This window comes from Aeromonas sp. Lyrl_2 (genome assembly GCF_051948815.1).
Lineage (GTDB): Bacteria > Pseudomonadota > Gammaproteobacteria > Enterobacterales > Aeromonadaceae > Aeromonas > Aeromonas veronii.
On the sequence record NZ_JAYJLJ010000004.1, the window covers coordinates 85,503 to 98,857 of the forward strand.

At 59.7% G+C, this 13,355-nt stretch carries 10 protein-coding genes; all 10 read right to left on the bottom strand.

Translation table 11 applies throughout. The features are described 5' to 3' along the window. Window positions 1–114: 114 nt before the first annotated feature. The 10 genes from secA to murD all read right to left on the bottom strand — a co-directional run bounded on the left by secA (window position 115) and on the right by murD (window position 13,354). Complete coding sequence (secA, locus tag VF684_RS04645; RefSeq protein WP_107684322.1) at window positions 115–2,835, bottom strand: preprotein translocase subunit SecA; 2,721 nt, start codon at window positions 2,833–2,835, stop codon at window positions 115–117. 59 nt (window positions 2,836–2,894) lie between these two features. After that, window positions 2,895–3,800 carry a M23 family metallopeptidase gene (locus tag VF684_RS04650; protein WP_107684323.1) on the bottom strand — a complete coding sequence of 302 codons (906 nt, stop codon included), beginning with the start codon at window positions 3,798–3,800 and terminating at the stop codon, window positions 2,895–2,897. Between the two features lie 140 nt (window positions 3,801–3,940). Continuing rightward, on the bottom strand, window positions 3,941–4,864 hold the full coding sequence (gene lpxC, locus VF684_RS04655; RefSeq protein WP_005336146.1) for a UDP-3-O-acyl-N-acetylglucosamine deacetylase: 924 nt from the start codon (window positions 4,862–4,864) through the stop codon (window positions 3,941–3,943). Between the two features lie 99 nt (window positions 4,865–4,963). Beyond that, entirely contained in the window at window positions 4,964–6,115 is a 1,152-nt protein-coding gene (ftsZ, locus tag VF684_RS04660; RefSeq protein ID WP_005336147.1) for a cell division protein FtsZ, read from the bottom strand. Window positions 6,116–6,154: 39 nt separating this feature from the next. Beyond that, on the bottom strand, window positions 6,155–7,414 hold the full coding sequence (gene ftsA / locus VF684_RS04665) for a cell division protein FtsA (RefSeq protein ID WP_005336148.1): 1,260 nt from the start codon (window positions 7,412–7,414) through the stop codon (window positions 6,155–6,157). Next, window positions 7,395–8,147, bottom strand: coding sequence for a cell division protein FtsQ/DivIB (locus VF684_RS04670; RefSeq protein WP_005336149.1), 753 nt, complete (start codon window positions 8,145–8,147; stop codon window positions 7,395–7,397). The genes ftsA and VF684_RS04670 overlap by 20 nt, the downstream gene beginning before the upstream one ends. 97 nt (window positions 8,148–8,244) lie before the next feature. Then, window positions 8,245–9,699: a UDP-N-acetylmuramate--L-alanine ligase gene (gene murC / locus VF684_RS04675; RefSeq protein ID WP_139440271.1), complete on the bottom strand. Its 1,455-nt coding sequence runs from the start codon at window positions 9,697–9,699 to the stop codon at window positions 8,245–8,247. Between the two features lie 111 nt (window positions 9,700–9,810). Continuing rightward, window positions 9,811–10,893, bottom strand: coding sequence for an undecaprenyldiphospho-muramoylpentapeptide beta-N-acetylglucosaminyltransferase (gene murG, locus VF684_RS04680; RefSeq protein WP_139440273.1), 1,083 nt, complete (start codon window positions 10,891–10,893; stop codon window positions 9,811–9,813). After that, window positions 10,893–12,074, bottom strand: coding sequence for a cell division protein FtsW (gene ftsW, locus VF684_RS04685; RefSeq protein ID WP_139440275.1), 1,182 nt, complete (start codon window positions 12,072–12,074; stop codon window positions 10,893–10,895). The genes murG and ftsW overlap by 1 nt, the downstream gene beginning before the upstream one ends. Continuing rightward, window positions 12,071–13,354 (bottom strand): UDP-N-acetylmuramoyl-L-alanine--D-glutamate ligase, encoded by a 1,284-nt coding sequence (gene murD / locus VF684_RS04690; protein ID WP_005336156.1) that lies wholly within the window; start codon window positions 13,352–13,354, stop codon window positions 12,071–12,073. The genes ftsW and murD overlap by 4 nt, the downstream gene beginning before the upstream one ends. Between the last annotated feature and the right edge of the window lies 1 nt (window position 13,355).

Consider the following 13,355-nt stretch of genomic DNA (forward strand, 5'->3'; position numbering starts at 1 on the left):
GATAATGCCTGATATCCGATAATCCTTTGCAAAGTGGCGCCACTACAGTGACTTCGCCACCTTCTGACAAAAACAAGGCGGGCACTTGGCCCGCCTGTTATGGCATAGCGTCGATCAGGTCAACTGACCGTGGCAGTGCTTGTACTTCTTGCCAGAACCACACGGGCAGGGATCGTTGCGACCGACCTTCTGCTCGTCGCGCACGAAGGTGGTGTGGCCCTCTTCGCCTGCGGCCTGCTCATCGACCAGCTGGCTCTCGGCAGCGGCGTGGGTATAGGTACGGGGAGCGGCTTCCGCCTGCTGGCGCTGCTGCTCTTCCATCGCTTCCACATCGCGCTCCTGCACCTGAACACGGCTCAGGATGCTGACCACGTCGCGCTTGAGGGTTTCCAGCATCTGGGTAAACAGATCGAAGGATTCGCGCTTGTACTCCTGCTTGGGGTTCTTCTGGGCGTAACCGCGCAGATGGATGCCCTGACGCAGGTGATCCATGGCAGCCAGATGCTCTTTCCACAGACCATCCAGGGTTTGCAGCATCACCGCTTTCTCGAAGTTGCGCAGCACCTCTTTGCCGACCAGCTCTTCCTTGTGGGCATAGAGCTTGGTGGCTTCGTCCAGAATGCGCTCGCGCAGCTTCTCTTCGTACAGCTTGTCATCTTCCGCCAGCCACTGTTGCAGCGGCAGATCCAGCGCGAAGTCCGCCTTCAGGCGCGCTTCCAGGCCCGGCACGTCCCACATCTCTTCCAGAGACTGGGGCGGGATGTACTCGTCGATCACCGCGCCGTAGACGTCGTCACGGATAACGTGGATGGTCTCGGAGATGTCGTTGGTATCCAGCAGCTCGTTACGCTGCTCGTAGACCACCTTGCGCTGGTCGTTGGCCACGTCATCAAACTCCAGCAAGCTCTTGCGGATGTCGAAGTTGCGACCTTCCACCTTGCGCTGGGCGTTTTCGATCGCCTTGGTGACCCATGGGTGCTCGATTGCTTCGCCCTCTTCCATGCCCAGCTTCTTCATCATGCCGGTCACGCGATCGGAGGCGAAGATCCGCATCAGGGTATCTTCCATGGAGAGGTAGAAACGGGAGGAGCCCGGGTCACCCTGACGACCGGAACGGCCGCGCAGCTGGTTATCGATACGGCGGGACTCGTGACGCTCGGTGCCGATAATGTGCAGACCACCAGCGGCCAGCACCGCATCGTGACGCACCTGCCAGGCGGCTTTCAGCTCGGCAATCTGCTCGCTGGTCGGGTTCTCCAGCTTGGCAATCTCTGCCTGCCAGTTGCCGCCCAACACGATGTCGGTACCACGACCGGCCATGTTGGTGGCGATGGTGACCGCACCTGTCTGACCGGCCTGGGCAACGATCTCCGCTTCCATGGCGTGGAACTTGGCGTTCAGCACCTTGTGCGGGATCTTTTCCTTGGTCAGGATGCCGGAGAGCAGCTCGGAGTTCTCGATAGAGACAGTACCAACCAGTACAGGCTGGCCCTTGGCCACACACTGACGGATATCTTCGATGATGGCGGCATACTTCTCATTGGCGGTCAGGTAGACCAGATCGCCCATGTCCTTGCGCACCATCGGCTTGTTGGTCGGGATAACCACGGTATCCAGGCCATAAATCTGCTGGAATTCAAAGGCTTCGGTATCCGCAGTACCTGTCATCCCCGCCAGCTTGTTGTAGAGACGGAAGTAGTTCTGGAAGGTGATGGATGCCAGCGTCTGGTTCTCGTTCTGGATCTTCACCCCTTCCTTCGCTTCAACGGCCTGATGCAGGCCATCTGACCAGCGACGACCCGGCATGGTACGGCCAGTATGTTCGTCAACGATGACGATCTCGTCCTTCTGCACGATATAGTCCACGTTGCGCTCAAACAGGGTATGGGCGCGCAGACCTGCGTTGACGTGGTGCAGTAGGCTGATATTGGTGGCGGAGAACAGGGAGTCGTTCTCGTCCAGCAGCCCCTCTTTCTTGAGCAGCTCTTCCACGAAGATCTGACCGTTTTCGGTCAGCAGGGCCTGACGGTTCTTCTCGTCCACCGTGTAGTGACCGTCGCCGGTGTACTCTTCGGTGTCTTCCTTGTCCTGCTTGACCAGCAGCGGGATCAGCTTGTTGACGCGGATATAGAGCTCTGAGCTATCTTCGGCCGGACCGGAGATGATGAGCGGAGTCCGGGCTTCATCGATAAGCACCGAGTCCACCTCATCCACCAGCGCGTAGTTGAGCGGGCGCTGTACGCGCTGCTCGGGCGAGAACGCCATGTTGTCGCGCAGGTAGTCAAAACCGAATTCGTTGTTGGTACCGTAAGTGATGTCGGCGGCGTAGGCGTCACGCTTCTGGGATGCATCCATACCGGGCACGTTGCAATCGACGGTCATGCCGAGGAAAGCGAACAGTGGACGGTTAGCTTCCGCATCACGCTTGGCCAGGTAGTCGTTCACCGTCACCACGTGGACGCCGCGGCCACTCAGGGCATTCAGGTAAGCTGGCAGAGTCGCAGTAAGAGTCTTACCTTCACCGGTTTTCATTTCCGCGATGCGGTTGGAGTTCAGCACCATGCCGCCGATCAGCTGCACGTCGAAGTGGCGCATGCCGAACACCCGCTTGGAGGCTTCACGCACGGTCGCGAACGCTTCCGGCAGCAACTGCTCCAGGGTCTCACCCTGCTCGATACGCTGACGATATTCAGCCGTTTTGGCCTGCAACTCGGCATCGGAGAGAGCCTCGAACTGAGGCTCCATGGCATTGATCTGTTTTACAATTTTGCGCAAAGCCTTGAGCGTTCTGTCGTTCCGGCTGCCGATAATCTTGGTAAGCAGTGTGCTAATCATGGGTACCAACTATTTCTGGTTATAAAAGCGTTCCGTCACTGGAACCTGAAGAAAAAAACCTAACCCCGTCTGGCACTGAGAAAGCGTGCGGGGTTGACCTGACGACCATCTTTCAACACTTCGTAATGCAGATGGACCCCGGTCGCGCGACCGGTGCGTCCCATCAAGGCAATCTTCTGACCCTGATCAACCAGGGTGCCCACCTCGACCAGCAACTTGGAGTTGTGGGCATAGCGGGTGACCAGGCCATTGCCGTGATTAATCTCCACCATATTGCCAAATTCCGGATGACGGCCCGCCCAGCTAACAATGCCGGGCCCTGTGGCCAGAATCGGGGTTCCGGGTTTGCCACGGAAATCGACCCCTTTGTGCATCTTGGCACGCCCGTTGAACGGATCGACTCGTCCACCAAACCCGGACGAGACCCAAACTCGCTCCTGTTTGACTGGCGTGCCGGAAATAAAACCGGCATCGGTGATATGGTGATTCATGATGAAAGATTCAAGTACCGACAGCTGCTCTTCACGGCTGCTGAGCTGCTGGCTGAGGTGCTTCATCGAGGCTTGCAGCTCGTTGAGGCTCACTTCCAGCTCTTCATCATAAGAAGGGCCGCCCATGGGGGGCAGCTCTTTGAAATTGAACTCGTCGGGATCGAGATCGGCCTGCTCGGTCAATCGTTCGCCGAGGGCATTGAGACGGCCAAGCTGACCCTGCATGGTGCCCACCTGCGCAGCCAGCATTGCCAACTGTTCACGGGCTTCGTCACCACTCTGGTCGACGGAGTGTTGCTCGGCAACGGCAAGCGCCACTTCCAGCGCCTCCATTTTCTGCTGCCAGCTCTGCCAGAGCCAACCACCACCAAGGGCCAACAGGGAGAAGAGAATACCGCCGACCCAGGCCAGACGTTGTTTGGGCAGGTGCAACTTGCGTCGCTGCTTGCCGTGGAGGATCAGGGTAATGCTCATAGAAATCAGTCTGCTCGGTCAGGTGCGGCCAAGAGCCTGCACGGGAAATAAAACCGGGAGATAATCGGTATTAAAGGATGGAGTAAACAAATGACGGAACGTCGGTGCGGAGAGAGGACCGACGTTCCGTTGCACAGCTATCAGGCCAGAACCAGACCGTTATCGTAGTAAGCGATAGGCGCTTTGTCGCCCTCACCCTCGAAGGTCACCAGTTCCCAAGCCTCCTGCTCGGCCAGCAAGGCACGCAGCAGCTTGTTGTTCAGGGCATGTCCGGTCTTGTAGGCACGAAACTCACCGATGATGCTGCGGTTACACATATAGAGGTCACCGATCGCGTCCAGCATCTTGTGCTTGACGAACTCATCCTCATAACGCAAACCGTCTTCGTTTAGTACCCGATAGTCGTCCAGGACCACGGCGTTTTCCAGGCTTCCGCCCAGCGCTAGGTTCTGGGAACGCAGGTACTCGATATCGCGCATGAAACCGAAGGTACGTGCACGGCTGATCTCTTTCACGAAGGAGGCACCGGAGAAGTCCAGTACGCAACGCTGATTGCGCCCTTCAAAAACCGGATGCTGGAAATCGATCTCGAGATCCATCTTGAAGCCGTTGCGATAAGGGTGGAATTCCGCCCACTTGTCGCCGTCTTCAACCCGGATGCTCTTCTTGATCCGCACAAACTGCTTGGCAGCATTCTGCTCACGGATCCCGACTTCCTGCAGCAGGTAGATAAAGGGATGCGCACTGCCATCCATCACCGGGATCTCGGGCGCGTCAACCTCAACGTAGAGGTTGTCGATCCCCATCCCTGCCAGCGCGGCAGAGAGGTGCTCAATGGTAGAGACACGGACACCGGCTTCGTTGACCAGAGCGGTACAGAGCACGGTATCGCGCACCTGATCGGCATTGGCTGGCAGCTCCACCACAGGATTCAGGTCGGTACGCAAGTAAACGATCCCTGTGTTCACAGGCGCCGGACGGAACGTCATGGTGACTTTCCGGCCCGAATGCAGGCCGACACCAGTCGCCTGTACACTCGTTTTCAAGGTTCTTTGTCTAATCATGGGTGTACCCTAAACAGCTTAAAATCCGGACCAGATGGTCGTTGGCAGGCCATCTTAGCACATTCCTTGAACAACAAACAAACAAGAGCCATAAGAGGCTTAGTCAGCTTGCTTGCGCAGGAACGCCGGAATATCCAGGTAATCCGGTTCACGACGAGCTTGCGGCTCGGCGTTGACCACCTTGGCCGGGGCTTCGTCCATCACGCGGCCTTGCATCATGTCGCTAACCAGCGGCTGACGCACCGGGCGCTCTTGCACCTGGCTGCTCTTAACCAGAGTGATGTCCGGCTTGCGCTCGGCACCGATACCGGTAGCAACCACGGTCACACGCAGTTCGTCGTGCATTTCCGGATCGATTACGGTACCCACTACTACAGTGGCGTTTTCGGAAGCGAAGGCCTTGACCGCGTTACCTACGGTTTCGAACTCTTCGATGGTCATGTCCATACCGGCGGTGATGTTGACCAGGATGCCACGGGCACCAGCCAGATCCACGTCTTCCAGCAGCGGGCTGGAGATGGCTTTCTCGGCCGCTTCTTCAGCACGGTCATCACCAGAGGCGGAACCGGTACCCATCATGGCGGTACCCATTTCGCGCATTACGGTACGCACGTCCGCGAAGTCGACGTTGATCAAGCCCGGACGGGTGATCAGCTCAGCAATGCCCTGTACCGCGCCAAGCAGTACATCGTTGGCCGCCTTGAAGGCATCCAGCAGGGAGATACCGCGACCCAGCACCTTCAGCAACTTGTCGTTGGGGATGGTGATCAGGGAGTCGACGTTCTTGGAGAGCTCTTCGATACCGTGGGCGGCAAAGCCCATCCGCTTCTTCCCTTCAAAGGAGAACGGCTTGGTCACCACAGCAACGGTCAGGATGCCCATCTCGCGGGCCACTTCAGCCACGATCGGCGCAGCACCGGTACCGGTACCACCACCCATACCAGCGGCGATGAACACCATGTCGGAACCGGTCAGCAGCTCACGCAGCGCTTCGCGATCTTCCATGGCCGCATCACGACCCACTTCCGGATTGGCTCCGGCACCCAGACCCTTGGTGATGCCACCGCCGATCTGCAGGGTAGTGTTGGCGCTGGAGTTACGCAGTGCCTGGGCGTCGGTGTTGACGGTAATGAACTCAACACCCTCAATATTTTGACGAACCATGTGCTCGACAGCGTTACCGCCGCCGCCACCTACACCGATCACTTTAATGACGGCTTCGTCAGTGTGGCTATCCATAAATTCAAACATGTTGTCTCTCCGCTTTATTTGCCTGACTCAGCAAAATTCTTAGAACTCGCCACGCAGCCAGTTGCTAACCCGTTTGACCAGGCCACCGACGCTTGCCTTGGCGGCATATTCTTTGTTGCTACCTGTGGCTTGATGGGTGCGGCCATATTGCAGCAACCCGACCGCAGTCGAGTACACCGGTGCCTGCACGTAATCACTCAAACCACGTATGTTCATGGGCTCTCCCACCCGGACCTGGCTCTGGAAGATCTGCTCTGCACACTCCACAATGCCTTCAATCTGGGCCGCGCCGCCGGTCAAGACCACACCGGCTGCCAGCTGATGCTTGACCCCCTGCGCTTTCAACTCGCTTTGTACCCGCACCAGCTCATCATTCACCATGGAGAGCAACTCGGTGTAACGGGGCTCAATCACTTCAGCCAGTGTCTGCCGTTGCAGGCTGCGCGCCGGGCGACCGCCGACACTGGGTACTTCAATATTGTCTTCCTTGCTGACCAGACGACCGAGGGCGCAACCGTAGCGCACCTTGATCGCTTCCGCGTCGAGCGGCGGCGTGCCGAAGGCGTAGGCGATGTCGCTGGTCACAGTGCTGCCAGCATACGGGATCACCTTGGTGTGGCGCAGGGCACCGCCGGTAAACAGCGACATATCCATGGTGCCGCCACCGATGTCCACCACGCAGACACCCAGCTCTTTCTCGTCTTCGGTCAACACCGCATAGCTGGAGGCCAGCGCGGAGAAGATCAGTTGATCCACGCGCAAACCGACCTTCTCCACACATTTCTCAATGTTGCGGGCCATGTCGTTGTGGCAGGTGATCAGGTGAACCTTGGCTGCCATCCGCACACCGGAGAGGCCAACCGGATTCTTGATCCCTTCCTGATAATCGATGGCAAACTCCTGAGGCAGCACATGCAGCACCCGCAGCTCGTCGGAGAGGCGAACCGACTTGGCGGTGTGGATCACGTTGTCCACATCCTCCTGGGTCACCTCTTCATCGGAGATGGGCACCATACCGGTCTCGTTGCGGCAATCAATATGCTTGCCGGACAAACCGAGGTAAACCGAGCTGATCTGGCAATCCGCCATCATCTCGGCCTCTTCCACCGCGCGGCGCAGTGACTTGACCACGGAGTCGAGGTCATTGACCCCGCCCTTCTCCATTCCGCGAGAAGCGTGACTGCCCATACCGATGACGTTCAGTTCACCGTCCGGCAATACTTCCCCGACCAGAACCGCCACCTTGGTTGTGCCGATATCCAGTCCGACAATCAAATTCCTATCTGCGGTGTTGGTCATGCACTTTCTCTTCGCTCTTCTTCCAGCCAACTGCCATTCCGGTGTCGTATCGAAGATCCACGTAGGCGACTTGCGCACGGGGTTCGATAACCGGGAAGGCATCGATAAACCGCTGCAGCCGGAGCGCAATGTCATTGCGTCCCAGGAACAGCTTGATATTGCCATCCAGGGTCAGTTCCCAGGCATGGCGGGGGGTCAGATTCACCCCCAGCAACTTGTATCCCTTGGCAGCCAGTTGCGACTCGTACTGCCGACTTTCTTTCAACACCCGAGCGGCCTGGTCATCCGGCCCTGACAGCTGCAACAGCGGTGTCTTGACCCGATCTGGGGCACTGAATACCTTGCCCTTGGTGTTGACGAAGCGGTTGCCATTCCAGCGAGCCGCCACATCTTGTTCCGTGAGGTAGATCTTGATCTTGTTCGGCCACTTCTTTCGTACCGAGACCGAGGCCACCCATGGCAGGGCGTTGAGCCTTGCCTGCAATTCGTTGACGTCCAATTCGAAGAAGTTGCGCAGCTCGGCGCCATCCAGCACGGCCATCCGCAGCTCTTCGGTTTGCAAATACTGGTGTTGCCCCTGCAGCAACAGCTCGCTCATGGGCAACCGGTTGGCATCTGTCAGCCAACCTTTAACATCCAGCGCCGTCCGGTAGCAGCCCCATATCACCAGCAGGAAAAATGCTACCCCTGCGATGAAGCCACCCTTGGTGCGCCCCTGTGCCCTTGCCTCCACCCGATCGATCCCCGTGTAACGCGCTAAACCGGCCTTTGACAGACCGGTTCGCCATTATATAGGCCCCGGCTTGGCGGTCAAAATACTCATTGGGCCCTCAGGCGCCAGATTTCATGCTATCTATGCTCAATTTCATCTCTCCGAGACGACGAGCCAGCGCCCCGACGTTCCCGGCGCCTTGAGTCAGCACCAAATCCCCCTCGCCGATCAGGTCGGCCAGTACGGCTGGCACGTCATCCGGTGTGGCGACGAAGATGGGTTCCAGGTTGCCACGCGAGCGAATGGAGCGGCACAGTGCCCGTCCATCAGCGCCCGGGATCGGCTCCTCACCGGCAGCATAAACCTCCAGCATCACCAGCACGTCTACCTTGGAGAGCACATCGGCGAAGTCCTCGTAGAGGTCGCGGGTGCGGGTATAACGGTGCGGCTGGAACACCATCACCAGACGCTTCTCGGGCCAACCGGCACGGGCGGCGTTGATGGTGACCTTCACTTCGCTCGGGTGGTGACCGTAATCGTCCACCAGCATCGCCTTGCCGCGACCGGTTTCAAACTCGCCATACTGCTGGAAGCGGCGACCGACCCCTTCAAATTTGGCCAGTGCAGAGATGATGGCCTCGTCGCTGACCCCGTCCTCTGTCGCGACAGCTATCGCCGCTGCGGCGTTCAATGCGTTGTGAATACCCGGCAAATTGAGGGTCACCTGCAGCTCACCCGCCTCTTTGCGGCGAACACGGAAGCAGCTGTGGTTGGTGGTCTGGACAAAATCCAGCACCTGTACATCGGCATCGTTGGAGAGACCGTAGGTCAGGGTCGGACGGGCAATCTCGGGCAACATGCCACGGATCACAGGATCATCGATGCAGACCACCGCCAGTCCGTAGAAGGGCAGGTTGTGCAGAAACTCGATGAAGGTGGCCTTCAGCTTGGAGAAATCACCGCCGTAGGTATCCATGTGATCCGCTTCGATGTTGGTCACGATAGAGACCATCGGCTGCAGATGCAGGAAAGAGGCGTCGCTCTCGTCCGCCTCAGCGATCAGGTAGCGGCTGCTGCCCAGTCGGGCATTGGTACCGGCACTGTTGAGCAGGCCACCGATGACGAAGGTCGGGTCGCGGTCGGCTTCGGCATAGATGCTCGCCACCAGACTGGTGGTGGTGGTCTTGCCGTGGGTACCGGCAATGGCGATACCGTGACGGAAACGCATCAGCTCGGCCAGCATCTCGGCGCGGCGTACGACCGGGATCCGCAGTTCGCGGGCGGCCAGCAGCTCCGGGTTGTCCTGCTTGATGGCGGTAGAGACCACCACCACGCTGGCACCCTCAACGTGTTCGGCACTGTGGCCGACAAAGATGTGGGCGCCCAGTCCGGCCAACCGCTCGGTCACGGCGTTGCGAGCCAGATCAGAACCTGTTACCTGATACCCTTCGTTGGCAAGCACTTCGGCAATCCCGCCCATACCGGCACCACCGATGCCGATAAAGTGGATGCGACGCACGCGGCGCATTTCGGGGATCACAGTACGTAGTTTTGCCAGTTCAACCTTGGTCATAATCGTCTCTTTAGTCTGCCGCAGGCCATGCGCCGTCAAAACGCAGTTGCACGGCGGCATCAATACATACAGGTACAAGGCTGCACGGTGTCACCGCTGCAACCTTGCTCATCAATCTTTACCACGCTGCCCGGTTGCGAGCTGTTTGCACTCATCTGCAACCCGCTCGGCCGCATCGGTGATGGCGACGCGGCGAGCCGCTTTCGCCATGTTAAACAGGGTCTCCCTGCGACCAGCCAGCCAGGTCAGACGCGCCGCCAGTGATGCGGTATTCAGCTCGGACTGGGGCAGGAACTCGGCCGCACCGCCGTCGACCAGAGTCAAGGCGTTACGGGTCTGGTGATCATCCACCGCATGGGGCAGCGGCACGAAAATGGCAGCCACACCGGCGGCAGCCACTTCGGAAACAGTCAGGGCACCGGCACGGCAGACCACCAGGTCGGCCCAGGCGTAGGCGCTGGCCATATCCTTGATAAATTCGCTCACCTCGGCATTGATGTCGTGCTGGGCATAGGCAGCAGAGACGGCCTCAGCATTGCCCTTGCCACACTGGTGACGCACTTCAATGGGCACGCCGGATGCTGCCACCGCAGCAGGTACCTGCTCGTTGAGCACCCGCGCTCCTAGACTGCCGCCGACGATCAGCAGATGCAGTGGCTCATCCCCGCTGCGCAGTTGCGGATCCGGCAGGGCGACCACTTCGGGACGCACTGGATTACCGACCACGGCGGTGCGACGGCTCGGCGCGAAGGCGCCCGGAAATGCCATCAACACCCGCCTGGCGATACGGGCCAGCAACTTGTTGGTCATGCCGGCAGCAGCATTTTGCTCATGGAGCAGCAGCGGGATGCCGGAGAACCAGGCCGCCACCCCACCCGGGCCGGAGGCAAAACCGCCCATGCCGAGCACCACATCAGGGCGAACGGTCTTGAGTACCTGACGCGCCTGCAGGATCGATTTGACGATGCGATAGGGCGCCACCAGCAGTCGCTTGATGCCGTTGCCACGCACCCCCTGAATATCGATGAAGGAGATGGGATAACCGTGGGCGGGCACCAGCTCCGCCTCCATCCGGTCGGCAGTGCCGAGCCAGTGGACAGTCCAGCCCTGGGCCTTCAGGCGATCGGCCACGGCCAGACCGGGGAACACATGCCCACCGGTACCACCTGCCATCACCAACAGAGTCTTGCTCACTAAACCTCCCGCACGCGCGCCTGGGCTGTCGCCTGACGCAACTCAAAATCGATTCGAATCAACATGCTCACCGCCACCGACATGATGATGAGACTGGAACCACCGTAACTGACCAGCGGCAGGGTCAAGCCCTTGGTCGGCATCATGCCGCTGGCCGCGCCGACGTTGACGAAGGTCTGGAAGCTGAACCAGATGCCGATGCCGATCGCCAGATAACCGTCATAGAGCCGCTCGGCCAGCAGCGCTCGATGCCCCAGCTTGAGCGCCTTGACCGCCAGCGCAAAAATCAGGAACAGGGCGCCCAGCACCCCGACGTAACCCAGCTCTTCACCGAGGATCGCAAACACGAAGTCGGTGTGCGCTTCCGGCAGGTACTCCATCTTCTGGATAGAGTTGCCAAGCCCTTCGCCAAACCAGCTGCCACGACCAAACGCCATCAGCGACTGGGTCAACTGGTAGCCACTGCCGAACGGATCGGCCCAGGGATCCATAAAGGAGGTCACCCGCCGCATCCGGTAGGGCTCGACGATGATCAGCATCACCACAGAGCCGAGGCCTGCGCCGATCAGGGTCAAAAACTGTCCCAGTCGGGCACCGGCCAGAAACAGCATGCCGAACGAGGTAACGAACATCACCACGGTGGAACCCAGGTCAGGCTGCAACAGCAGCAAGACTGCCAGCACCCCGAATACAGCCAGCGGTTTCAGGAAGCCGATCCAGGCTTCACGCACTTCGCTCTGGCGCCGCACCAGATAACCGGCCAGATAGACAAACAGCGCCAGCTTGCCAAACTCGGCAGGCTGCAGGTTGAAGGGGCCGAGCGGCAACCAGCGTACCGCACCGTTGACGTTCCGCCCCACCAGCAGCACCAGCACCAGCATCAAGATCGCCAGCAGCAACATGGGGCCGTTGTGCTGTTGCCAGCGCGCCATCGGCACCTGCAACACAAACCAGGAGATACCGAGCGCCATCACCAGAAACAGGGCGTGACGCTTCACAAACATGAAGGGGTCATCCCCCAGCGCAATCCCCTCGGGAATCGACGCCGAGGCCACGATGACCACCCCGACCGCCATCAGGGAGAGCGCCAGCAGTACCAGCTGCCGATCGTAGAGACCGGCAGGACGCGCCGGTAACAACCAGCGCTGGAACAGACCTGCTGCTGCGCGAAGGGCGTTCATAGTGCCAGCACCATCTCGGTGAAGCGATCGCCGCGCACCTCGAACGACTTGAACTGATCGAGGCTGGCACAGGCTGGCGCCAGCAGCACCCAGTCACCGGGCTTGGCATCGGCCGCCGCTTTGGCAACCGCAGCGGCCAAGTCGGCCACCCGTTCGGTCTGCTCGCCCAGAGCCAGCAGCACCTCGGCATCCTGACCGAAGCAGTACATGTGATCGATCTGGTTGCCCAACAGCGCCTGGATCGGGCCAAAATCCTGCCCCTTACCCTGACCACCTGCCAGCAGCAGCAGGCGCCCCTTGACCGACTCGCGCACACCGGCAACGGCAGCCAGCGTGGCTCCCACGTTGGTGGCCTTGGAGTCGTTGATCCAGCGCACCCCGTTCACCTCGCGTACGAAGCGGGCACGATGGGGCAAGCCCTCGAAACGACGCAGCACGGTGAGTTGCGCAGCGCGGGGAATACCGACCGCATCGCACAGCGCCATGGCCGCAAGGGCGTTGGCCTGATTGTGGGCACCGACGATCTTCATCTCGTCTACCGCCAGCAGTGGTTCACCGTGCAGGGTCAGCCAGTAGCGGCCATCCAGCAGGCAACGGCCATAACCATTGCAGTCGAGACCAAAGCTCTGCCACACCTGACCCACATCGGGCAGGGTCTGGGCATCGTCACGATTGACCAGAATGTGTTTGGAGTGCTGATGGATCTCCATCTTGGCGGCGCGATAGTCGGCCATGCCCTGATAGCGATCCATGTGATCTTCTGAGAGGTTCAGCACCACGGAGGCGGCAGCACGCAAACTATGAGTAGTTTCCAGCTGGAAGCTGGAGAGCTCCAGCACGCAGAGATCCATCGGCTGCTTGAGCAGCTCCAGCGCAGGCGTGCCGATATTGCCGCCCACACCGACATTGAGACCGGCTTCGGCAATCATCTCGCCCACCAGGGTAGTGACGGTGCTCTTGCCGTTCGAGCCGGTGATGGCGATGACCGGGGTCTGGGTCTCGCGCACAAACAGCTCGATATCACCGACGATCTGCACGCCACACTCGGCAGCCGCTTTCAGTTCGGGGGTCGCCAGCGCGATACCCGGGCTCGCGACAATCATGTGCGCCTGCTTGAGCAGCGCCTCGTCGAGCCCGTGAATGAGCTCTACCTCAGGCGGCAGTTGATCCTTGCCGGGCGGGTTGGCACGGGTATCCATCACCAGTGGCGTCACGCCACGGCCGAGGAAGTAATCGACACAGGAAAGCCCGGTTTTGCCCAATCCGATGATGATGACCATG